Origin of the sequence: Parabacteroides sp. AM58-2XD (genome assembly GCF_003463685.1) — a bacterium.
Lineage (GTDB): Bacteria > Bacteroidota > Bacteroidia > Bacteroidales > Tannerellaceae > Parabacteroides > Parabacteroides segnis.
This window is the reverse complement of record NZ_QSDP01000097.1, coordinates 1-24746: the sequence shown is the minus strand read 5'-3', so window position 1 is coordinate 24746 and position 24746 is coordinate 1. Positions and strand designations below refer to the sequence as shown.

General features: G+C 41.4%; 16 protein-coding genes and 5 pseudogenes. 15 read left to right on the top strand and 6 right to left on the bottom strand.

All coding sequences use genetic code 11. The annotated features are described in order from the left end of the window. Positions 1 to 423: 423 nt before the first annotated feature. Positions 424 to 810, bottom strand: a pseudogene (locus DXA15_RS19505) (DUF302 domain-containing protein); the annotation flags it as partial. A 277-nt stretch (positions 811 to 1087) separates the two neighbouring features. Between DXA15_RS19505 and DXA15_RS19500 the strand changes: the two are divergent. Together DXA15_RS19500 and DXA15_RS19495 are read left to right on the top strand one after the other, a co-directional pair. After that, a complete protein-coding gene (locus tag DXA15_RS19500) occupies positions 1088 to 1639 on the top strand; it encodes an RNA polymerase sigma factor (protein WP_007655089.1) in 552 nt (183 codons plus the stop codon). Next, entirely contained in the window at positions 1636 to 2934 is a 1299-nt protein-coding gene (locus DXA15_RS19495; RefSeq protein WP_128135149.1) for an outer membrane beta-barrel protein, read from the top strand. Before DXA15_RS19500 ends, DXA15_RS19495 begins: the two co-directional genes overlap by 4 nt. Before the next feature lie 77 nt (positions 2935 to 3011). On the opposite strand, the gene DXA15_RS19490 is transcribed toward DXA15_RS19495, so the two are convergent. From DXA15_RS19490 to DXA15_RS27710, 5 genes and pseudogenes are all read right to left on the bottom strand, one after another. Next, positions 3012 to 4121: an Mrp/NBP35 family ATP-binding protein gene (locus tag DXA15_RS19490; RefSeq protein WP_128135148.1), complete on the bottom strand. Its 1110-nt coding sequence runs from the start codon at positions 4119 to 4121 to the stop codon at positions 3012 to 3014. Between the two features lie 24 nt (positions 4122 to 4145). After that, the gene (gene trmB / locus DXA15_RS19485) at positions 4146 to 4904 is read right to left on the bottom strand and encodes a tRNA (guanosine(46)-N7)-methyltransferase TrmB (RefSeq protein ID WP_046145407.1); all 759 of its coding nucleotides are present in this window, start codon (positions 4902 to 4904) and stop codon (positions 4146 to 4148) included. A 17-nt stretch (positions 4905 to 4921) separates the two neighbouring features. After that, positions 4922 to 7006, bottom strand: a complete 2085-nt coding sequence (locus tag DXA15_RS19480; RefSeq protein WP_128135147.1) for a right-handed parallel beta-helix repeat-containing protein — start codon at positions 7004 to 7006, stop codon at positions 4922 to 4924. Between the two features lie 163 nt (positions 7007 to 7169). After that, positions 7170 to 7700, bottom strand: coding sequence for a GNAT family N-acetyltransferase (locus tag DXA15_RS19475; RefSeq protein WP_199676382.1), 531 nt, complete (start codon positions 7698 to 7700; stop codon positions 7170 to 7172). A gap of 294 nt (positions 7701 to 7994) precedes the next feature. Next, a pseudogene (locus tag DXA15_RS27710) lies at positions 7995 to 8093 on the bottom strand (HU family DNA-binding protein); the annotation flags it as partial. A gap of 550 nt (positions 8094 to 8643) precedes the next feature. Here DXA15_RS27710 and DXA15_RS25575 point away from each other — a divergent pair. From DXA15_RS25575 to DXA15_RS19415, 13 genes and pseudogenes are all read left to right on the top strand, one after another. Continuing rightward, positions 8644 to 8805 carry a hypothetical protein gene (locus tag DXA15_RS25575; RefSeq protein ID WP_199676380.1) on the top strand — a complete coding sequence of 54 codons (162 nt, stop codon included), beginning with the start codon at positions 8644 to 8646 and terminating at the stop codon, positions 8803 to 8805. Between the two features lie 69 nt (positions 8806 to 8874). Next, complete coding sequence (locus DXA15_RS19465; protein ID WP_128135146.1) at positions 8875 to 9522, top strand: DUF4136 domain-containing protein; 648 nt, start codon at positions 8875 to 8877, stop codon at positions 9520 to 9522. A 15-nt stretch (positions 9523 to 9537) separates the two neighbouring features. Continuing rightward, positions 9538 to 10169: pseudogene (locus DXA15_RS19460) on the top strand (outer membrane beta-barrel protein). A gap of 15 nt (positions 10170 to 10184) precedes the next feature. After that, complete coding sequence (locus DXA15_RS19455) at positions 10185 to 11222, top strand: sensor histidine kinase (RefSeq protein ID WP_128135145.1); 1038 nt, start codon at positions 10185 to 10187, stop codon at positions 11220 to 11222. Next, complete coding sequence (locus tag DXA15_RS19450) at positions 11215 to 11994, top strand: LytTR family DNA-binding domain-containing protein (RefSeq protein ID WP_128135144.1); 780 nt, start codon at positions 11215 to 11217, stop codon at positions 11992 to 11994. Before DXA15_RS19455 ends, DXA15_RS19450 begins: the two co-directional genes overlap by 8 nt. Positions 11995 to 12100: 106 nt before the next feature. Next, complete coding sequence (locus DXA15_RS19445; RefSeq protein ID WP_128135143.1) at positions 12101 to 12658, top strand: RNA polymerase sigma-70 factor; 558 nt, start codon at positions 12101 to 12103, stop codon at positions 12656 to 12658. Between the two features lie 69 nt (positions 12659 to 12727). Further along, positions 12728 to 13642 (top strand): FecR family protein, encoded by a 915-nt coding sequence (locus tag DXA15_RS19440; protein ID WP_233567457.1) that lies wholly within the window; start codon positions 12728 to 12730, stop codon positions 13640 to 13642. Positions 13643 to 13994: 352 nt separating this feature from the next. Continuing rightward, positions 13995 to 17174 carry a TonB-dependent receptor gene (locus tag DXA15_RS19435; protein ID WP_233567456.1) on the top strand — a complete coding sequence of 1060 codons (3180 nt, stop codon included), beginning with the start codon at positions 13995 to 13997 and terminating at the stop codon, positions 17172 to 17174. 12 nt (positions 17175 to 17186) lie between these two features. Then, positions 17187 to 18812: a RagB/SusD family nutrient uptake outer membrane protein gene (locus DXA15_RS19430; protein WP_128135141.1), complete on the top strand. Its 1626-nt coding sequence runs from the start codon at positions 17187 to 17189 to the stop codon at positions 18810 to 18812. A gap of 122 nt (positions 18813 to 18934) precedes the next feature. After that, a complete protein-coding gene (locus DXA15_RS19425) occupies positions 18935 to 20620 on the top strand; it encodes a hypothetical protein (RefSeq protein WP_128135140.1) in 1686 nt (561 codons plus the stop codon). 122 nt (positions 20621 to 20742) lie between these two features. Then, the gene (locus DXA15_RS25570; protein WP_199676378.1) at positions 20743 to 20967 is read left to right on the top strand and encodes a hypothetical protein; all 225 of its coding nucleotides are present in this window, start codon (positions 20743 to 20745) and stop codon (positions 20965 to 20967) included. Then, positions 20910 to 21601: pseudogene (locus DXA15_RS19420) on the top strand (alpha/beta hydrolase); the annotation flags it as partial. The gene DXA15_RS25570 and the pseudogene DXA15_RS19420, both read left to right, overlap by 58 nt. 154 nt (positions 21602 to 21755) lie before the next feature. Continuing rightward, positions 21756 to 24391 (top strand): annotated as a pseudogene (locus tag DXA15_RS19415) (glycoside hydrolase family 78 protein). Positions 24392 to 24746 lie beyond the last annotated feature (355 nt).

The following is a 24746-nucleotide window of genomic DNA, read 5'->3' as shown; positions in this document are numbered from 1 at the left end:
TAAAATCAAGAATGCTGCACAAAATTTCTCGGTAGTAACAAAGATGGCACTCTCCATGCTGAAAAATAATAAGACGAAGGGGAGCATTAACCTTAAAAGACTTAAAGCTGGATGGGATGAGAACTTTTTGGAGACACTTTTACAAGAGAATAATTTTTAATGCGTCTGCCCTGAAAAGACAAAAGAGATAAGTCATACTTATTGTTCGTTTAGTATTATATAACCTTGCATCTTATCTGAAATATCTCAGACTGACAGTGTACTTTGTCGGAAAATCTGCATTTAGATGAAGGATATAGTAAAAAAACATGAAGATTTATTACTTCGGATTGATGTTTTATTCATATTATTCATTGTTAATGTTTTGGTAATCAGTTATTGATGTGCCGAATGAATAAATGAAGGAATTTTTTCTGAAAACTTTTATTCTGGTGCGGAGATGTCTGTTTTGCCGGTAGATTGATTGACAATCTTTTCCAGTAATTCCTGCATCTTTCCGATAACCGGTTCTTTTTCCAGCCCATATTCCGATGCCAAGCGTTCCATTTGAGGGAAAGAAGTCCAAACTTTGCCGTTCTTGTCTTCCCAAACAGAAATTTTAAGAGGTAACTCGATGGAGATGCCCGGGTTTTCCTGCATCAGCTTTGTTCCCACCTTCGGAGAACCGAAGACAATTACCTGGTTAGGACGTAAATCTAACCCTACTTCTTCTGCGTTTTTCTGATGATCGAATTTGGCGAATACCGGGATATCCATTTTCTGAAGGATTTGCTCGATCCGTCCCATCGTTTTGTCTACACTGAATTTGCTTGCCTGATTATTCATATTACGTTCTCCTTTTTGTGCCAGCACCACTCCTGCAAACAGGAGCCCTGCCAGAATAGATAAATACTTTCTCATGTTACATCTTTTATTATAGATCATTCTTTTACAAAAATAGCGGAATGAGATACTTTGTAAGATAACAGTTTTGCCTGTTGATTTGTCAATTTTCCGTATTATTTTACTACTTTGGCTGAAAATTTTTGAAATCGCATGCAGTATTCCCGCAGTCATTACATTTATATAATAAACACGCGCGGCGTTGATGGGTGAAGCAGAACTGATAAAGCAGTGTATGCGGGGTGTGAATGCAGCCCGTAAAGAACTCTACGATACTTATGCGGAACAAATGTTAAGCATTTGCTTCCGGTACACAGGAGGTATGGACGTAGCTTACGATCTGTTGCATGACGGATTCTTGAAAGTATTCTCCTCTTGCTCAAGTTTTTCGTATCGCGGAGAAGGGAGTTTGAAAGCGTGGATGAGTCGTATATTTGTAAATACGGCGTTGGAGTACCTTCGGAAAAAGGATGTCCTCAAACAAGTAGTCCCCCTTGATATTATTGCTGAAACAGAAGAAGAGCCTCCGGAGGAGATCGAACAGATCCCGACGTCGGTCCTGATGCAATTCGTCCAGGAGTTACCAACAGGATATCGCACCGTGTTTAACTTATATACATTTGAAGAACGAAGTCATAAAGAGATTGCCGAGCTTCTGCATATAAACGAACGATCATCATCGTCGCAACTGTGCCGGGCAAAAGCAATGCTGGTAAAGAAAGTAAACGATTACATTCAGAAACAAGCCGGAAGATGAAAATGGAAGATAAATTAATAGAGGAATACCGGAATCGGTCGGTTGAATACCGTCTGCCGTTGCCGGAGGATGGCTGGGAGAGGCTGGAAGCTGCGTTCGCTCCGGCTCCTGCTGAAGTTCGTCGCTTCCCTTATCGTTGGTTGGCGGCAGCAGTGTCTTTTTTGGCAGTTTTAGGTTCTGCTCTTTACTTTATGGGGATAGATAAAGAGATAGAGCCAGTCTTGTCGGATATCGTTCTTCCTGCGGAAAAAGTGGAGAATCCGTCTGCTCCGGTTGTGCCGGTAGAGCCGATCAAACCGCAACCGGTAGTGAAAAAACTGGCGGCTACAGTGAAAACGGCTGAACCGCAGTTGCCTGACTTGTCGCAGGTTGTATCGGAGGTTTACATGTCTATTTCCGCTTATTTTCATGCGGAGATAGGAGAAGAGCATGCGACGGAAAGTAATTCGTACAATAACCGTTCCGTAGTGGAAAGCGGGCAGTACGAATATGTTCCGGAGAAGAGTTACGAGCCGTTACCGGTGAAACCGGCTCTTTCTGCTAAAGGATGGAGTTTTAGTTTGTATGCCGGGAATATGTTTGACCGCTATTCCTCTGCCACAGGAGGATTGCAGATGTTTAACGCGGCAACCCGTTCGGATGTAAGTGTGAATAATAACCCGGGTTCAGGGACATTTGATGACTACATGAAAGAGGTGGCGTCGAATGCTCCTAACTTCCGGGATCCGGCAGACTTTACAATGTTTGAGAAGATTGCCGCCGCGAATTATCAGAAATCGACCGGCACGAAGATGAAGCACAGATATCCTCTGTCTGCCGGCCTTTCGGTTAAGAAGCGGATAAGCGACCGATTGTCTTTGGAGAGCGGGTTGATTTATACCTTCCTTTCTTCGGAGTTGACTGCCGGTGAAGGTGATTTCTATAAACAGGAACAACGCCTGCATTATCTGGGAATACCTTTGAAGGTGAATTATACGATCTGGAAGAAAGACCGTTTGTCATTCTACGCTTCTGCCGGTGCTATGGCGGAGATGTGTGTGGATGGCAGTCTGAATACGGATTATTATCTGAATAACGTCCGTCAGCGTAAAAGTAAGACAGACCTTGATGTTGATAAAGTACAGTTTTCTGCTTTAGCAGCGCTTGGCGTACAATATGATATAGCAAAACCCATTAGTATCTATGCCGAACCCGGTATCGCCTATTATTTTGATGATAAGAGTGTGGTTGAGACGATCCGGAAAGAGCAGCCACTCTGTGCATCGGTGCAGTTCGGGGTTAGATTTGCTTTTTGATGACTAGGTGATGTTGATTTCCTGTACAGGAAAAAAGATGAGCAGAGTTTCCGACGGGAGGCTCTGCTCTTTCTTTTTTAGTTTTTACTAACGTGTACCCGTTGAGTGGGTGCCATGTTTGTATTGCGGTAGTTGATCTGTTCGACCACATTCTCTGCCAGTTCGCGGAAAGCTGCCCCGGTGATCGTGTCGGGATTCAAAGCGACAGGTGTTCCGTTGTCGCCTCCTTCGCAGATACTCTGTACGATGGGGATTTGTCCTAACAGGGGGATATTCAGCTCTTCTGCCAGACGTTTGGCTCCTTCTTTTCCGAACAGGTAATATTTGTTTTCAGGCAGTTCGGCAGGGGTGAACCAGGCCATGTTTTCAACTAATCCTAAAACGGGGACATTGATCTTTTCTCCGGTAAACATGCTGATGCCTTTGCGGGCATCGGCTAAGGCAACTTCCTGAGGGGTACTGACAACAATAGCACCGGTGATAGCCAGTGTCTGTACCATTGTCAGATGGATGTCGCTTGTTCCCGGTGGCAGGTCGATCAGAAAATAGTCGAGATCGCCCCAGTTGGCATCGCCGATCAGCTGCTTCAAAGCATTGCTAGCCATAGCTCCGCGCCATAAAACCGCATCTTCCTTGTTTACAAAGAAACCGATTGAGAGTAGCTTTACTCCGTAGTTTTCTGCCGGTTGTATCAATTCGCGGCCGTCTACCTCTTCCATATAGGGACGGGCATCTTCTACATTGAACATCTTAGGCTGGGAAGGACCAAAGATATCGGCATCCAGCAAACCTACCTTATAGCCGAGTCCTGCCAGGGCTACAGCCAGGTTAGCGGCAACCGTACTTTTACCTACGCCTCCTTTACCGGAAGATACGGCGATGATATTTTTTACCTGCGGAAGCAGTTTGTCCGGTTCGGGGCGTGCTGCCTGGCGTGCCAGAACTTCGATGTTTCCTTTGATGTCGACATCTTCGCCGACATAAGTCAGGATAGCTGTCTCGGCTGCCTTTACGACTGATTTGATAAACGGATCGTTGGGTTTCTCGAAAAGGAGGGAGAAGCTCACTTTATTACCTTCGATCCGTATGTTGTCTTCTACCATGCCCATTTCGACAAGGTCTTTTCCTGTACCCGGATAGCGCACTTTTGCAAGTGCGTCCATGATAAGTTTAGGATATATAGCCATAATATGATTGTATAATTGGTTGTCTTATTTGCCTGAAGCCAGTGCGCTGCGCTTGCTTCGGTTGAAACTGCGGTAAGGATCGAGTTCGATCTCTACGTCCGGTTCGACCAGTTCGTCTCTTTCTTCACAAACAAACTTGATGTATTTGATGTTCAGTCCGCGGTCGAGCCATTGCTGTTCATAATAGGTTTTGATAGACAGAATATCGTCTACCAAACCTGAATGATACAGGTCGTTGTTGCTGAACAAGACTGGATAGTTGTTGGCTTTTACCATTTCACAGGTGTAAGTGTACATAAAGTTACTGTCGGTTTTGAGGTGGATGATGCCATCACCTGACAGTATTTCGCGGTACATCTTCATGAAACGGGTGGAAGTCAGTCGTTTGTTTACTTTTTTCATTTGCGGGTCAGGGAAGGTAAGCCATATTTCGGCTACTTCGCCGGCTGCAAAGAAATGTGAGATCAGTTCGATACTGGTACGCAGGAAAGCTACGTTGGTCATTCCCGAGTCATAGGAATCCTTGGCCCCGGTCCACATACGGGCTCCTTTGATATCTACGCCGATAAAGTTTTTGTCGGGGAACAGGCGTGCCAGTCCCACCGTATATTCACCTTTACCGCAACCCAATTCGAGCACGATCGGGTTGTCATTCTTGAAAAACTCCTTATGCCAGTGTCCTTTCAATTCAAATCCTTTCTCTTGCAGAACGGCAAACGGATACTGGAAAACATGCGGATATCCCGCCATATCGTCAAACTTTGCTAACTTATTTTTTCCCATGCTGCAAAGATAATACTTTATTCAAACAATGCCGATACTGATTTTTCCCTTTCCCGTACGATCCTGTCGAATTCGTCTTCCCGTTCTTTCGGTAACCGGGCTTTTTGTATCCATTCATCACTTCCGTAGACACCGGCTTTTTCGTAATCGAACGGTTTGAATCTGATTTTCCGGATCGCTTTTTGATTCTTGAAATGGAAATCCAAGCGGTAAGGATCTTTGAATGCAGGATCTTGTATGATAGAATGTTTGTCTTTCATGCCTTTCCAGGTTTTCCAGTCGTTATCCAGGAACTTGGGAGGCATATTGTTACGCAGGTCCCAATAGCAATTGTAGTCCATATCTATCTTTGCTTTGTCCCAGGCACCGGCAAGATATACTCCGTGATCCATCAGTATGATGTTGGAAGTAAAGCTGAACGACTGATGTTCTTCGACCCGTGTAAATTGCAGTTGCTGATGATGGTTGAAGGCGAAAATATTATTTCGTATGCTATTCTTTTCTCCGTAATGTTGATGGAAACCTCCGCTTTTACAACCGTATACCAGATTGTTTTCCATAACGACACCGGTACTTCCCTCATCAGTATAAAGTCCCCAGCCGCCATAATCATAAGAATAAATATGATGGATTACATTATTGTGGATACGGGTTCCGGGAGAGATGCCCAATGTGTAAACGGCTCCCATATCGGACAATTCTCCCCAACCGATATGATGAATATTATTGTAAGCGATCTCATTATTAACGGCGTAGCTTTTACCATAGCCCCAGACCCAGCCGACGGAAACTCCTGAATACAATAAATCGGATATTTCGTTATGGGTAACTTTGTTGTCGGAAGAATTGAAAATGGCGACACCGACCCCGCATGGAAAAACAAATCCGGTTTTCTGTATGATATTGTTATCGACTGTAATCTTTTTGGTGAGAAGGTTCGGATCGGGAGTTTCATATTCTCCGATCTTTACAGCCCCGGCTCCTAGGTCAGTCAGATAAGAATGTTCCAGATTACAGTTCGTACAAGCTTTTCTGAACCATATAGCGTAGTTTCCTGTATGTTTGATTTCACAGTTTTCGAAACGGATATTATCCGCAAAGTCGAGATGAATTGCAGCATCGACAGGTGAAGCGGCCTGGGCCGGATTATTACCGGTCTTTGGCATGACATACCCTGAATGTTCAAAAGAGAGGTTACGGAATGTGATGTTTTTGACCGGATAGCCTTTTTCTCCCTTTATTGTGAGTAGCCTGTTTAAAACCGGGGCATGGGCGATGCTTGTTTCCATGATCTCTCCTTTACGGGGAATATAATATAAGTCGCCGGAAGGCTCCATAAACCATTCCCCTTCGGCCGTCATGGCTTGTTTGTAGTTTTCGAGGATGAAACGGCTTCCTTTTTGTATAGGGTTCCAGGGTTTCATCCCTTGTCCGTTCAGGAAAAAATAGCCGGAGTCAGGTATTGCCATGGAGAGATATTTACGGGTATTATCCCATTTATGATAGCACATGACCATTACTTCGTTCAACTCTTCTTTGGAGAGACCTTGCAGGGATACCATATCTTCCGGCTTTGCCTGAATACGTTGTGTGGCATATTCCGGAGAACGCCCTGCCCCTTTATAATGAATGGTCTCATCAGCTTTTTCCACAAAGAACCATCCGGTGTCGGGAGTCCGGGCCCGGATGGCTCTGTTTCCATTGACATATAGTTGCTCGATCTTCAATCCGTAACGGGCAACTTCATCGACGTGCGTTTTCCACCATCCTTCGGGAGTTTTCTCCCAGGAAGTGAGAGTTATTGCCCCGCTGATTACCGGCTTGTCTTTCCCTTCTCCTTCGATAACAACCGGTACGGAAGGAGATTTATCTATCCGGAGTGTTTGGTTCAATGGATAAAAACCGGATTGGATGCGGATATGAACCGTATCGTTGCCGGTAGCATTAAGTCCCTGTTTCAGGGCTTCTTCAATTGTCCCGTAAGGAGATTCAGAAGTTCCTTTTTGAATGCCGGTCGTTCCGGAAGATACATAAATCGTATTCTGTGCAATGATTGCAGATGAACAGACGGATAACAGATATAAGAATAAATGCCTTTTCATGATTAATAGAGCTTGTCGTTAAACCTAACAAAAATAGCATTTTATTTTAACTTTATCCGTCAACGGGTTACATTCTTCCCATCTTGGCAACAAATTCGTCGAAGAAGATATCCCGGTAGTTGTTTTCCCGCTTTACGAATTTTCCCGTATGATTATTTGCTTTTTATTTGGTTTCATCTTTTTTTACGCAAAATACCATGTGGGGCATATCTACTCCACGATAATGTGTGGTAATGGTATCAATTAGACTCATTCCATTACGAAGCGCAACATTTTGGGATGCAATATTCGTATTTCTTATAATGGAATACAACGCATTAAAATGCAGTATATTGAATCCATATTCACGACATGCTGTTGCGGCTTCAATAGCATAGCCGTTGTGCCAATATTTATGAGCCAGCAAGTAGCCGATTTCGGGAACTTGTGTTGCCTTGTATTCCTGCATGGTAATACCGCATTGTCCTATCATTTCATCGGTATTTTTAAGAAATATGCCCCATAGACCGAAGTTGAATTCTTTATATCGTTGAAGTTGTTTTTGCATCCATGCCATAGTTTCCTTATCGTTAAAAGCTCCATTATAAGCATACATTACTTTTTCATCTTGTAATATCAAGGATAATGCTCTCATATCCGAAAATGTCATTTCCCTCAATTGTAATCTGTTGGTTTCTAATATTATATTCTTCATAAAACATTATTATTTATTCTATTATTTTGTCATGCAAACTTATAAAAAAGTACCGTTTTATCAGTTAGTTACTGAATGGTATTTTATATGCTTTCCGTCCTGCTTGTCCAATCGTGGGTATTCTTGAAATATCTGTTGCGTACTTCGTACCCTCCTGCTATGTTCGGAAATCCGATGGCGAAATAAGGCTTGAAGGTCGTCTTGTTTATTGTTTTTCTTTTCTTTGATAAGACTCAGCAGGCCGTATATCTGTTCAAAGGCGGCATTTTTCCATTTGCTTCCGGTTATTTCTTCCGTGAAAACATCTTCAAATGAGTCTAATACCCTGGCGCAATCCTCCGGGTTGACTCCCGACCTCTCTGCTACTGCTGCAATAACTTCTCTCTTGTTCATCTCTTTTTGTTTTTATGATTATGCCACGAAGGTAACCTGCAATAGAAAGTGCTTTTTAATTTGTAGACGGAAGTGCTTTTCCAGTATACGGAATCCTTCTTATCGTCGACCAGACCGGTTTATATTATCATACATCTTGCTATTAACTATCGTTATCTTAGGCACTTATTAAGCTAAAGGTTATAACAAACTAATTGTTAACACCCTATTTAGTATAATTACCCTGTACAGGATAATCAGATACGCTGTACACCCTGGTTAATTATCCTGTACACCTTGTCCGACTACCCTGTACACCCTGGCAATAAGGAGTCCTGACTTTTCAATTAATTAGTAGGGAGGGGGCGGTTAGTTTCCGGTGTCCGCGGGTTAGTTTGTAATTACCCTGATGCGGTTACCCCGGGCAGGAATAACGGTTTCATTTCAGTAACAAAAAAATACAGTTCAGTAAATACAGATTACATTTCAGTAAAATAATCCCGGCCTCTTATACCTATATATAATAAGTTTGTTTTAGAATTAATGGTAAGATGATTAAATTTGTAGAGAGATGGGAAATACTTTTTTATTAGCTTTGTTGGCATCGTTTACGTGTGCTGATTATCGTTTGGATCAAATAACACATGAACCGGTTCCGGAAGGAGAAAAAGTGACTCCGGAGATACCGGATAGATTTCCATTTGATGAGTGCGGACGAACGATCGATGAATAAGCCGGATGTCTTTTGCTGACATTCGTTGTGTGTATTGAATTAATTCTGTTACTTAAAATTTAAAGACGTATGAAGAAGTTGTTTTTATTTGCTTTGGCTGTTACGGCTTTATTCTCTTCTTGCGAAAAAAATCCCGATCTGAATAAGCTCGACAGCGATTATGCTGTTTATACGAATTATGATAACAGTATTCAGTTTAACAAATTCAGTTCTTATTATCTTCCTGACAGTATTCTGGTCGCCGGTGGCGGTATGAAAGCCCAATACTGGAAAGACGAGAATGCTCAAAAGATCATTAGCGAGGTGGTTGCCGAGATGGACGATCGGGGATATACCCGTGTGGATGATAAAGAAAAAGCCGATATCGGCTTGCAACTGTCCTATGCACAGCAGACTACGCAGATCATAACTCCGGGTTACGGTTACGGCTATGGTTGGTGGGGGGCCGGTTTCTGGGGCCCGTTCTGGAATGACTGGTATTATCCTTATCCGGTTTCCTACAGTTATGACACCGGGACGTTTGTTGCGGAAATGGTTGACCTGACAGCTAAATCTACCGATCAGAACAAGAAAGTCGATCTGCCGGTTATCTGGCATGCTTATGCTTCGGGGTTGGTCTATAACAATTCGCGTATCGACATGCAGCTGACGCTTCGTGCTGTGGAACAGGCCTTTGAACAATCTCCTTACCTTAATATACTGTATACTGATAAATAATAAATCCGGAAGATTATGAAAACGATAAGATACATTTTTAAGAAACAATTCATATTGTTGATGATACTGTCCGTTTTCTGTTTGAAAGGACAGGCACAGGTAGAAGATAACCTCATTTTAATGTGGACTGGCAGATGAACGCACCTATCAGTACCGACTTTGCAGATAAGATCAGTGGCTGGGGTATGAATTTCGAAGCCGGTTATTATGTGACGCCGCGCTGGTCGTTGGGAGCATTCCTGAGTTTCCATACCAATCATAAATATGTGGACCGCCAGACATTGCAATTGTCGCCGACCCAATCGCTGACTACCGACCAGCAATTGTCGGCTTTCCAGCTTCCTTTCGGTCTTTCCACTTCCTACCGTCTCGGACATAATGATTATCTGAAGCCATATGTCGGAGTGAAATTGGGAGCGATGTATGCGGAGAACTCCAGTTACATGACGACTGTCCGTTATTATTCAAATCCCTGGGGCTTCTATGTCTCTCCGGAGGTCGGAATGAATATTTATCCTGTACCGGATAAGCGTTTTGGCTTCCATGTGGCTCTGTATTACAGCTATGCCACCAATCAGACAGATTTGCTGACCTATTCGATGAACGGGCAGAACAATCTGGGTTTCCGTGTCGGTTTATGCTTCTGATAAATTCAACAAACAATGCAGAGCAAATACAACCATTTCTTCAATTTTTTCCTGTTCTCGGGATTAGCCTGTTTCTCACATTTGTTTCTGGTGCTTTATTCGGACCTTTCACCGCAGCACCAGAACGTGTTGATTTCTTTCTGGGCTTTCCTGTTGGTTGTATTTGTTTTTAATGTGATCGGGTTCAGTATTGTTCTTATCAGTGAATGGCAGCGGAAAAGCTATCAGGTTCTGATGAAAAGGAAGAATCAGTTACTGATCAATTGCCTGTTGATGGCGGGACTTTTGTTTTTGATAAACTATCTGCTGTCTTCTGTTGTAAAAGTCTTGTTGGAGATACCTTCGCCATTTGTGTTGAAGGGAGCCGGCTTCCGGATGATGTTTGTGGTATGGCTGGTTGAGATGGTGATTGTTTGTCTTACGATGGTGGCTAACTTCTACAGGCAGTTGATCGTTCTCCATGAAAAAGCAAATAAGCTGGAAGAGAGTGCGATAAAGTCACAGTATATCGCTTTGCAGAATCAGTTGAATCCCCATTTTCTTTTTAATAACCTGAATACGCTGATTTCGGAAATAGAATATAATCCAAAGAATGCAGTTGTGTTCACCCAGCGTCTGTCGGACGTTTACCGTTATATTCTGCAAAGCCAACAGGAGGGGCAGGTCACTTTGCGTTCGGAACTGACTTTCCTGAAATCTTTTATCTTCCTTCATCAAGTGAGGCTGGGGGATTGTATCCATGTGGATAACCGGATCGATCCTTCCTTGCTGGAAAAGAAAATACCGTCTTTCACATTGCAGCTACTGACTGAAAATGTGATTAAACACAATATAATCAATTCGGATAACCCGATGACGATTTATCTGAGTACTTCGGACGATAAAAAGAAATTAGTGGTAAGCAATGAAATAAGGCTCAAGCAGAATGTTGTCAAGTCGGGTACCGGACTGAAGAATTTATCTACCCGTTGTAAACTGGTTAGCGATCAGGATATATCGATAGAGAATGATTCTAAATGTTTTACCGTTAAAATCCCATTATTAAATGAATAAGATAAAAGCAGCTATCATAGAAGATGAAATCCCGGCGGCACGTTTGCTGAACAAAATGTTGACGGAGTTGCGCCCTGAATGGGAGATCCAGGTCTTGCCGGGTAATGTGGAAGGCGCCGTAAAGTGGTATCAGGATAATCCCCATCCCGATATCCTCTTTCTGGATATTCAGCTGACCGATGGCGTTTCCTTTTCTTTTATCGAACAGGCGAATCCGGAGAGCATGATCGTATTTACTACGGCTTACGACGAATATGCGATCCGTGCCTTTAAAGCGAACAGTATCGATTACCTGTTGAAACCGATCGATAAGGAACGGCTGGGCGAAGCTTTGGAGAAATATGAAAAGCTTACTTCCAAATTCTATAAAGAGTTTAATAAGCAAGGAGATATCCTGGAGATACTTCAGAATATAACCAATCCGGCGAAGAAATACAGAACCCGTTTCCTTATTTCGGGGGAGGACAAATTATTTACGTTGCAGGTGGATGATATTGCTTACTTCTATTCTGAAAATAAAATAACCTTTGCCGTAACTAATCAGAGTAAAGAACATATTATAGATTTGTCTCTGGATAAGTTGTGCGAGCAGCTGGACCCGGACCGCTTCTTCCGGACAAACCGGCAAACGATAGTTAGTGTACAGGCCATCCAAAAGATAGAATCTTATTTCCTGGGAAAAGTTGTCGTGAAAGTTATTCCTCCTTTTAAAGATAAGATTATTGTCAGCCGTGAAAAGATCAGTGCTTTCAAGCTGTGGCTGAACTATTGAAAGAATCTGTTTTAGCTCTAAATAATTGACTGATTTGTTTTTTCAGCGAATATAATATACTTTTGATGCAATAATTGCAGGAGTAATATTGTAAGCAATTGAAAGAATGGAGAAGGAGTTAGAGGCAAAATATCTTGAAGCATTGGGAGAAGGAGACCACGAGGCATTCAATATGCTTTTTATGTCTTATCATTCTTTGGTAAAACGATTTCTTTTCGGGTTTATCAAAGAGGAAGACGAGGTGTTGGATCTGGCCCAGGAGGTTTTCATTAAGGTCTGGACCCATCGGAAATCGGCTGCATCGGCTGATTCTTTCAAAGCCTATTTGTTTAGAATAGCCCGTAATGAGCTTTACAATTATTACAAACTAAATGCAATTCATGAGAACCACCTGGAGAGATATTACCAACAATCTGTCTGGATAGATGATTTGATGGAAGAACGTATTTTAGCGGAAGAACTGGGGCTTTTGCTGGACATTGCTGTAGAGAATATGCCTCCCCAGCGAAAACAGATTTTTAAAATGAGCCGGAAAGAAGGCCTTTCGAACGAAGAAATCTCCCTTAAACTGAATATAAACAAAAGAACTGTTGAAAACCATATAACTCAAGCCCTTGCGGACTTGCGAAAAGTCCTGAAAATAGTATTACCTTTTTTTATTTAAAAAAAATCACTTTTAGACTGTGTGTGTTTCTTTTTCTGTTTGTCTTAATTATATAAGACTAAAAATAGAATGGAGAAACGACATCTACATACTTTGTTTTCCCGCTTCTTTGGAAATGATTTTCCCAAAGAGGTACGTAATCGGTTTGCTGCTTGGTTTATCCGGGAAGAACAGGCCGATGAGAAGGAAGAGGTATTAGAAGATATATGGAACTCATTACCGGAGACGATAGATTTTACATCTTACGCAGAGTTGAAAAAGGTGAACAAGCGTATTCATCCTGAAAATAACTCTTTCTACCGGCGATTGGCTGTTATTGCTGCAATTATTGTATTACCCTTATTAGGGATTGTCACTACTACATGGTATTATAAATATGCCGGCATATCATCTGATATGCATATGGTAGAATGTTTTGTTCCGAATGGGGAAAGAAAGCAGGTTATTTTACCGGATGGTTCTATTGTATGGTTAAATGCAAATTCAGTTTTAATCTATCCCGAGAAATTCGGAAAAACACGAACGTTGTTCCTGAGTGGAGAGGGGCATTTTACAGTCACTAAAGATAAGGAAAGACCTTTTATCGTAAAAACGAATTATTTGAATGTCGAAGCATTAGGAACAGTCTTTGATGTGCATTCTTATCCGGAGGAAAGTGAAACCACAACCATCCTGGAATCAGGCTGTGTCAGGGTTGACGATAAAATAGGTTCATCGGGTTCTGTCATTCTGCACCCAAACGAACAACTGACCTATAACCATGCAGATGCTTCTTTTCTTAAAAGCTATGTGGATGCTTCCCGGTTAAGCACCTGGACGAAAGGGTATCTGATTTTCCAGCAGGAAACGTTAGCGAATATTTTCCGTGCGTTGGAAAGACAATATAAGGTAAAGATCAATTACAATGATACCAAATATGCAAGCATGACATTTACTGTTCGCTCCATGCCCGGGAATCCCTGGAAGAGGCATTGGATGTTTTAAAAAGAATAGGAGTTAACTTTAAATATAAAATTGTAGACAATGATGTATATATTCAGTAACAACTAAAAAAACAACAATATCATGAAAAAAAGGTATCCGGGAAGCTGACGGCCAATCACTTCTTCCCGGACTGAAATCGAAAATCATCCCGATTTTTGGGGCGTTATATATGCCCTTAAATCAAAAAGATAGTATTCAATTTAATTCTTAAATATACAAAGTTATGAAAATATATAACAAATCACGAAGATGTGTGGTAAATACTTTTTATAAATCTATTTACATTGCATTATTCTTGTGCTGTTCTTTTATAGTAAAGGCTCAGAATCAATTAATTACACTCTCAAAACAAATGACCTTAAAAGAGGCTTTTGTAGAGATCGAAAAGCAAACAAATCTTTCAGTAGACTATAATGACCAATTAATAAATGCGAATGAACGTATTAAAAAGGCATATAATAATACGCAGTTGAATGAAGTTTTAAATGCTATATTGAAAGACGCCAGTTGTTCATATTCAATTCAGGGAAGCCATATCTTAATTACACCTAAGACTGCTCAGCAGGTGAAAAATCAGACTATAACCGGTACGGTTACTGATGAGTTGGGCGATCCGATTATTGGTGCCAATGTAATTGAAGAAGGTACAACAAACGGAATTATGACTGATATTGATGGTAAATTTTCATTGTCAGTATCAGCTGGTTCTAAAATTCAGGTTTCATATATAGGATATATAACTCAGGATATAAAAGTCGGAAATAAGAAAACTTTCGCGGTCGTATTGAAAGAAGATTCTCAGGCTTTGGAAGAAATTGTAGTTGTGGGTTATGGTACGCAGAAGAAAGGTGTCGTAACAGGATCTATCGCAACTGCAAAGGGTGATGATATTATCAAGAGTCCGACTCAGAACTTAGGACAGGCTTTGGCCGGTCGTTTGCCGGGCCTTATCGTGACTAACGGTAGTGGTGAACCGGGTGCTGACGGAGTAACAATCAATATTCGTGGTAAGAGTACAACCGGAAATAATGATCCGTTGATCCTGATCGACGGTATTGCCGGTCGTGGTTCTTTGGATAGACTTAATCCAAATGATATTGAGAGTATTACTGTTTTGAAAGATGCTTCTGCTGCTATCTATGGTTCGCGTTCTGCCAATGGTGTTATTCTGGTAACAACCAAGAGAGGTAAAACAGGAAAACCGTCAATTAGCTATTCTTTCAATGTCGGTTTACAGCAACCGACACGTGTGCCGGATCTGGCAGATGCTGCTACTTTTGCTGAAGTGACGAACGAGTTGGAATCATATGACGGACGTGTTCCCCGGTATACCGCTGATGAAATAGAATTATTCAGAAACGGATTGGATCCGATACATTATCCGAATACAAATTGGGCAGATGAGGTACTAAAGAAAGCTGCTTTTCAACAGAGACATAATGTATCTGTTTCCGGAGGTACGGATGCTGTTAGTTATTATGTAGGTGGTGGTTATTCCAGTCAGGACGGTATCTTTAAAAATGGATCGACAAAGTATGAACAGTATGATATACGTTCAAATATCGATGCTAAAATTACTAAAGACCTGAAAGTGTCGGTGGATATCTCGTCTCGTTTGGAAGATGCAAATTTCCCCAGCATGAGTGCCGGTGATATATTCTGGCGTATTACCAGATCTTATCCTACTGTTTTAGCTCAGTATCCGAATGGGTTACCGACAAATGGTTTGGATAGTAACCCAATCGTGATGGCTACAGATAAAACTGGTTATGAATATGATAAGAAGGCAGTATTTAATGGAACTATTACTGCAGACTGGAATTTATCGTGGTTGTTGGATGGTTTAGCAGCAGATGCTTATATGGCTTATGACCGTATAGGAAAAGACCATAAAAAATGGCAGACGCCCTGGTCTTTTTATACATGGGATGAGGCTACCGATACTTATACGGAACACATGAACACACTTGTTCAGCAGACCTCATTGAGACAAGAGCATTTAGCTGATTGGTCGCTGACATTGAATGCCAAATTGAAGTATAAGAAAACATTTGGCAGTCACGGGATAGATGCTATCCTCGGTTTTGAACAAAACAGCTATAGAAAGGATAATTTCTGGGCATCTCGTGGTAGTTTTATGTCTACAGCTATCGACCAGTTGTTTGCCGGTACATCCAACAAAGATTATTATGATAACTCTGGTGATGCTTCAGAAAGCGCACGTCGCAGTTATTTCGGACGTGTCGCTTATGATTTTGCAGGTAAGTATATGGCTCAGTTTAATTTCCGTTATGATGGTTCATATATTTTCCAGGCAGGACAGCGTTGGGGCTTTTTCCCGGGTGTGTCTGCCGGTTGGAGAATGTCGGAAGAGAGCTTTATCAAAGATAATATCGACTGGATCAATAATTTGAAGATACGCGGATCATTCGGTAAGCAAGGTAACGATAATATCGATCCTTTCCAGTATTTGCTTAAATATAATCTGGGCCGTAATTACGTGTTTGGCGGAACTGATATGGTTGGTTTATATCAGAAAGGTTTCCCTAATAATAATGTAACATGGGAAGTTGCTGATACCTGGAACATAGGTACTGAAGGAACATTCTGGAATGGACTTTTAGGTTTTGAAGTTGAATATTTCAAAATAAAACGTTCTAATATTCTGGCAAAGCGCAATGCTTCTATTCCTAAGTATACAGGTTTGATCGATTTGCCGAATGAAAATATCGGACGGGTCCAAAACCAGGGTATGGAAATACAGTTGAGCCATTTCAATAAGATCGGTGAAGTGAACTTCCGTGCAAGTGGAAACTTTATGTTTGCCAGAAATAAAGTTTTGTTCATGGATGAAACTCCATGGGGTGAAGGACATGAATATATGAATGAAACAGGTGGTCCGATGGGAGCTGGTCTGCAATATCGTGCTATAGGAATTTTCAGAGATCAGGCAGCATTGGATAGTTATCCTCATTTGGATGCGGCCCGTCCTGGTGACTTGATTTTTGAAGATGTTGATGGCGATGGTAAAATAACCTCACTGGACCGTGTTCGTCAGAATTTGACTGGTTTCCCGGAGATTATCTTTGGCTTGAACTTGTCGGCTGATTGGAAAAACTTTGATATTAGTGTACTGTTTCAGGGACAAGCTCGTGCTGTAAAAGATGTAATTAGTCGTATGGATGCAACGTCGAATTTCTATAAATGGAGAGCTGAAGATCGTTGGACAGAAGATAATATCGATGGAACAATGCCCCGTGCCGGTGGTACTATCAACTATGGAGTCGAAAATCCGTGTAGTTTCTGGACACAAAATGCTTCTTTCGTACGTTTGAAAAACCTGGAAATAGGATACACCTTGCCTAATTTGTGGTTTAATAAACTACGTATATCAAACTGTAGAGTTTATTTGAGCGGACAGAACCTGTTTACTCTGGATCATATAAAATATGTGGATCCGGAAGGAAGCGGAGAAGGTAGCTATTATCCTCAAATGAGAATCTTTAATATAGGATGTAACTTAACTTTTTAAAAAGGGAAAAAAATGAAAAAGATAATATATTTGGCAGTTTCCGCACTGTTAAGCTTTAGTTCTTGTAGCGATTTTTTGGATAAAAAACCGTTGGATTCACTTACAGAGGATGCTGTTTTTAATGATGATGCTTTGCTCACAGCTTATGTGACAGCTTGTTACAATGCTTATCCGAACGGTTTTGATGAAGCAATGTCTTCCTCGGCTACAGATGAATCATATACTCGTCATGGAGATGGTAGTTCTAATATTGTAGCAAGGGGAGAAATGAACCCGGATAATGTTGAAAATTTTGACTCCGGTCGATTTTCAAACTTTAATTACTGGAATACAGCTTATGAGTATTTACGCAACATCAACACGTTCTTTGCAAAATATGAAGAAGCTCAGGTTACGGAAGAATTAAAGAGTCGTCTATATGGTGAGATGAAATTTATTCGTGCTTTTGTGTATTCTAATCTGATATGGCGTTTTGGCGGTGTTCCTATTATTACGAAAGCGTATACATTGGAAGATACGGATTATTCTATCACACGAAATACTTATGAGGAATGTGTAGATTTTATCTTAAAAGACCTGGATGAGGCTATTGAGCATTTACCAGCAAAAATGGAAGGAGAAAATAAAGGTCGTGCCTCTGCAGATGCTTGCAAAGCACTGAAATCAAGACTGTTATTGTATGCTGCAAGCCCTTTGGTAAATACTTCTAATGATCTGAAAAAATGGGAATTGGCACGTGATGCGGCTAAAGCTGTAATCGATCTGCCAGGATATAGCTTGGCTTCGGATTATAGAACTCTTTTCCTGGAAGATAATGACGAAGTTATTTTCAGACGTTATTATACGAAGGCGAATGCTAACAGGGTGAATTTGTTTAATTCTCCTAATGGCTACGGCGGTTGGGGAGGTAACTGTCCTATTCAGAATTTGGTGGATGACTATGAAATGAAAGCAACGGGTAAAAAACCGGCAGAAGCAGGTTCCGGTTATGATCCGGCAAATCCGTATGAAGGTCGTGATCCTCGTTTTTATGCAACGGTTCTTCATAATGGTGCAATGTTCAGAGGACGTGCGGTTGAAACATTTATTCCTAACGGACAAGATAGCGAACAAGGAGCCATTGGAAGCTGGAACTGTTCGAAGACTGGTTACTATTTGCATAAATTTCATGATGAAAATCAGGTTATTAATGAATCGGAAGCAACTACTGTTCCATGGACTTTCTTCAGACTGGCAGAATTCTATTTGAATTATGCTGAGGCTCAGTACTATTTGGGAAATGAAGAAGAATGCCGTAAAGCTATCAATGTAGTTCGTTCCCGTGAAGGGGTAGAAATGCCTCCGGTAACAGCCTCCGGTACAGAACTACTTGAAAAACTTCGTAATGAGCGCAGAATAGAATTAAGTTTTGAGAACCAACGCTATTTCGATTTGAGAAGATGGAAAATTGCTGATGAGTATGAAAACAAGAATTCTATTGGCATAAAAATTGAAAAGGATGAAAATGGTAATTTCAAATATACTGAAATCACTGTTTTGGAACGTAATTTCCTTCCGCAGCATTATTGGTTGCCAATTCCTCGCTCAGAAATTATAAAGAGTAATTATACTTTGGAACAGAATCCTTATTATAATTAATTCGAGTATAAGTAATTGATTAAAAAAGCGCATAAATGACACAAATTTGTCAAATAACAAACATGCTATTATCATTTTTGTTCCTTAATTTGTGTCATTATGTGCTATTTAAATAGAAAAAGATGAACTCAAAAGTTTTTATATTCATACTTTTAAGTGTATTGTTGCTTCCGACAGGGTGTGTTGAGGCAAGTAAGGCAAAAGAGGAGAAGAAAAATACCGCTCCGCGAATAGTCAATATAGTCAATTTTATCCGCCAGACAGACTATCGTCTGGAAAACTCGGATGCACTGATGTTTGAAACGGTGGAGAAACAAATCGACCTGGTTAATCAGTATGACTTTCCTGCAACATTCCTGTTTCAGTATGATGCCCTGATCAATCCGAAATATCAGAAGTTCATGAAAACCAAGCTTAATCCTACATGTGAACTTGGTGCATGGTGGGAAATTACCCAGCCTCATGTGAAAGCTGCCGGATTGAAATGGCGCGGAGAACATTCATGGGTATCGACCGCCAATATCGCTTTTACTCCGGGATATACTCTGGAAGAAAGGGAAAAACTGGTGGATGTCTATATGGCGAAATTTAAGGAGATTTATGGTAAATATCCTAAGTCTGTAGGTTCCTGGTATGTTGATTCACATACATTGGAGTATATGTATAAAAAATATGGTATTGTCGCTTCCTGTAACTGCAAGGATCAGGTTGGTACTGATGGCTATACATTGTGGGGAGGGTATTGGAACCAAGCCTATTATCCCAGTAAGCTGAATGCATATATGCCGGCTCAGACAGACGAATATCAGATCCCAGTACCTGTATTCCGTATGTTAGGTAGCGATCCGATGTACCAGTATGATGCTGGAATAGGCTCTAACCATCAGGGGGTTATAACACTTGAACCCGTATATACCGAAGGGGGAAAAAGTAAAAAGTGGGTGGAATATTTCCTTAAAACGATTGTTGATGAACCCTGTCTGGCATTCAATTATGCACAGGCTGGTCAGGAAAACTCATTTACCTGGTCGGGAATGGGAGAAGGTCTGATCATGCAATTTCCTCTATTCGACTCATTGAGTAAAGCCGGGAAGATTCGGGTAGAGACACTGGAAGAATCCGGTCGCTGGTTTAAGGAACAATTCCCAAAAACTCCGGCTACTGCGATAACAACTTTAGCTGATGTCCGTAATGAAGGAAACAAGTCCGTTTGGTATAACAGCCGTTTCTACCGTTCTAATTTGTATTGGGAAAAAGATGGTTTCTGTTTCCGGGATATTCATTTGTTTGATGAAAAAATGAAGTCCGAATATCTGGATACTCCGGGTACGGGAGGACAATTTTTCTATTATACCTTACCAGTAATCGATAGATTCTATTGGAGTACGCCGGACGATAAGATCGGACTTCGGGTTGTGAAGCTGGATAAGAATGGAAAAGGGACGGAACTTGTTTTAGCCGATCCCGTAGTCAGCGAACCATCAAAGAGTGTTTTAAATGTCGAGTCTAAAGATAAGAACGGGAATAATTTTATTTTCACGTTTAACGAGGACAAGATCGATATTTCATGTAATGCAGCAGAAAGTGGTTTGGATTGGGCACTTGAGTTGAGGGTTCCGCAGGACAGACTTGACCGCCTGCCATTTAAAGACTTTGAAAAATCGTCCGTAAAGTCTGAGTTCAGAGGATTCAATTATAATGTAGCATGTGAAAAAGGTAGTATAGTCAAAGGCAATAATACGGATTATGTGTTGAGATTTGTACCGTCTGGTAACAAGTTGGTCATTGATTGCACAACCGGTCAATGAAAATAAAATTTTTTTAATCGGACGGGTGTAGGGCCTGGTTTCCCGGTCTGTAGAGATAAGAAGCCGGGCCTTGTTTTTTGAAGGAAACAGACAATAGAAGTATAATTAAATCTAAGTTTATCATGAGAACAATAACATCTTTATTTATTCTTTGGGCATTTCTTGTCATCTGCAACCCTGTTGCTGCTCAGGTTACCGAAAAAGAGTTTAATCTTGACTTATGGGAGAACGGACTTCCGAATACCAATGGTATAGACCGTACTCCTTTCGATGATAATATTCAGAACTACAAACCTCGTTACGTGTTTTTCTGCCTCCGAAGGATATTGCTACCGGACGTGCTATAATTGCTTGTCCCGGTGGTGCTTATGCCGGACTGGCTTATAATCACGAAGGTTATGACTGGGCTCCCTTTTTTAATAAGTTAGGTATTGCTTATGTTGTTCTGAAATATCGGATGCCAAGAGGAAATAGAGAGGTTCCCTTCTCAGATGCGGAAGAGCACTACGGCTGGTAAAAGAGAAGGCGAAAGAATGGAATATTAATCCGGCTGATATAGGGATCATGGGGTCTTCGGCCGGTGGACATCTGGCTTCCACTATGGCAACACATGTAAAATCAAGTGTGCGACCGGCTTTTCAGGTGCTGTTTTATCCTGTGATCACAATGGACAAATCATTTACACATCTCGGCTCTCATGATAATCTATTGGGAAAGGATGCTTCCCAAGAACTGGAAGATCTGTATTCCAATGAAAAGCAGGTAACTAAAGAAACCCCGAGAGCTTACATCACTTTTTCGGACGACGATGATGCGGTTCCTACTAAAAACGGTGCACTTTATTATCTGGCATTAAAGGAAAATAAGGTACCGGCTTCTTTCTTTATCTATCCTTCCGGAGGACATGGATGGGGCAGTAGAAAAGATTTCAAATACAATAAGGAGATGTTACAAGATTTGGAAGCCTGGCTTTTGAGTTTTTAAAAAAACAGGTATCATTTAGATACTATCAAATATATTACATCAAAAATCATTTTTATAACCAATATTTTTCTTAGAATATAGAGCTTTGAAACGGCTAATGTTTTGACTAAGATAATTCATATAAATGATTTTACTATAAAATAACAAGCGGATGAAAAAGCTTATATTGTTTATTACTGTTACTACTTTCTTTAGTTATTCCGGCGTTAGCGGGCAGTCTGTTCGTTTGACCGGCTTACAGAGTGATCACCTTGAAACCCCGATAGGTGTCGATAATCCGACTCCTCGTCTTTCATGGAGGATGGATGACAGTAGGCAAGGAGCGAAACAGACTTCATATCGTGTGCTGGTGGATAAAGACTCGATGAAAGTTGTTAACGGAAAAGCTGATATATGGGATACCGGAAAAATAAACACCGGAGATATGTTGATCACTTATGCGGGTAAACAACTCGAACCTTTTACTAAGTATTACTGGAAGGTGATAGGCGGCGATCTGGAATATAAAGAAGTATTTTCGCCTGTCAGTTCCTTTGAAACAGGGATGATGGACATCAAGAACTGGCAAGGATCCTGGATTGGTGACGGGCAGGATGTCAATTATGAACCGGCTCCTTATTTCCGAAAAAAATTCACGACAGGCAAAAAAATAAAATCGGCACGTGCTATATTGCTGTGGGCGGATTGTATGAATTATATATCAATGGTGAAAAGATCGGTAACCACCGTCTGGATCCGTTGTATACCCGTTTCGACAGACGTAACCTGTATGTCACTTATGATGTTACCGGGCAACTCCGGAATGGCGACAATGCCATAGGAGTCCTGCTTGGAAACGGATGGTACAACCATCAATCGAAAGCAGTGTGGGATTTTGACCGTGCTCCCTGGCGGAACAGGCCGGCTTTCTGCCTGGATCTTCGTATCACTTACAGTGACGGCAGTGTAGAGACCATTCCGACGGACCTTAGCTGGAAAACATCTTCAGGAGCATTGGTATTCAATAGTATTTATACAGGTGAACATTATGATGCCCGGCTCGAACAGAAAGGCTGGAATACTCCGGACTTCGATGATTCCAAGTGGAGAGGCGTCGGACTCAGAGGCGTTCCTTCTCAAAATGTCGTGGCACAGCAGGTTCGTCCGATCCGTAATGTGCTGACTATTCCGGCTAAGTCGGTCAATAAGATAAATGACAAGACATATGTTTTTGATTTCGGTCAGAATATGGCAGGTGTAACCAATATCAAGGTATCGGGCGAAGAAGGTACCGAAGTCAGAATTATGCATGGAGAACGGCTTTTTGATAACGGATGCATTGACATGTCCAATATTGATGTGTATTACAGGGGCGATAAGGAAAAAGATCCTTTCCAGACCGATATTTTAGTTCTTAGCGGTGGCGAGGATGAGTTTATGGCAAAGTTTAATTATAAAGGTTTCCGTTATGTGGAAGTAACCAGTGACAAACCGATTGAATTAAACCAGAACAGCCTGACCGCTTTCTTTATGCACAGCGATGTGCCTGCTTCCGGAGAGATCAAGACATCGAGTGAGCTGGTAAATAAACTGTGGTGGGCTACCAACAATGCTTATCTGTCGAATCTGATGGGATATCCGACCGATTGTCCGCAACGCGAAAAGAACGGATGGACGGGTGACGGTCATTTTGCGATCGAAACAGCTTTATATAACTTCGATGGAATTACCGTATATGAAAAATGGCTGGCCGACCACCGGGATGAGCAACAGCCAAACGGGGTACTTCCCGATATTATACCTACCGGAGGTTGGGGGTATGGTACGGATAACGGACTGGACTGGACGAGTACAATAGCTATTATCCCCTGGAACCTGTATATGTTTTATGGAGATAGCAAGCCTTTGGCTGATTGTTATGAGAATATCAAGCGTTATGTCGATTATGTGGATCGTACGAGTCCGAATCATCTGACATCCTGGGGACGTGGAGACTGGGTTCCGGTTAAGTCCCGTTCCAATAAAGAGTTTACATCATCCGTCTATTTTTATGTCGACACTAAAATATTGGCGACTGCCGCCAAGCTGTTTAACAAGCAGGATGATTATACATATTATACGGCATTAGCCGAAAAGATCAAAGAGGCCGTCAATAATAAATATCTGAATAAGGAGACCGGAATATATGCCGGTGGTTCCCAGACGGAATTAAGTGTTCCTCTGCAATGGAAGATAGTACCGGAAGATATGATCGCTAAAGTTGCAAAGAATCTGGCAAAGAAAGTGGAAGAAGCCGGATTCCATCTGGATGTCGGTGTATTGGGGGCAAAAGCAATCCTGAATGCATTGAGCGAAAACGGATATCCGGAGACAGCTTATAAGGTAGCTGCACAGGATACTTATCCGTCATGGGGCTGGTGGATCGTCAATGGGGCTACGACTTTATTGGAAAACTGGGATTTGAAGGCTGAACGTGATATTTCGGATAATCATATGATGTTCGGAGAGATAGGCGGATGGTTCTATAAAGGTCTGGGAGGTATTTTCCCTGATCCGGAACTGCCTGGTTTCAAACATATTATATTGCGTCCGAATTTTGTAAAGGAATTGAAGTATTTCGAAGCAAAACATGATTCTCCTTACGGGCAGATCATCTCCAAATGGGAGTGGAACAGAAAGAAGATCAATTATGAAGTGGTTGTTCCGGCAAACAGTACGGCTACGCTTTATTTACCTGACTATGTCAAAGGAGATAAAGTGATCAAATTGGAGGCTGGCAAACACAATCTTAATTTCTTTATTTTATAGGGGGCAGCAAAAAGTTTGTCATAGCTGATTATTAATGTGTTACATCGTAAATGGCTTACAACCGGGGTAAAAAAGTACCTACTTTTGACCTTGCGTTTGTCACGATTAACATTTGAAAACATATTGTTTAATAGATGTTCGCTTTTGCACCTGTTTGGTTTGTTTGTAGAAATTTGAACTATCTACGGTGTCTTTTAATGAGGCTCGCCTCGTGCCGCAGGCTCTCTTTTGCCGTTGGTTTCAACCCAATGTCATCAATTTAAGGTTCATAGTGCTCTTTTGTAATTAGTTAGAGTATAGTTTTTACAATTGGGCCTTCCTTTCCTTGCTCGTGGAAACTTTCTTCCCGGTCTGA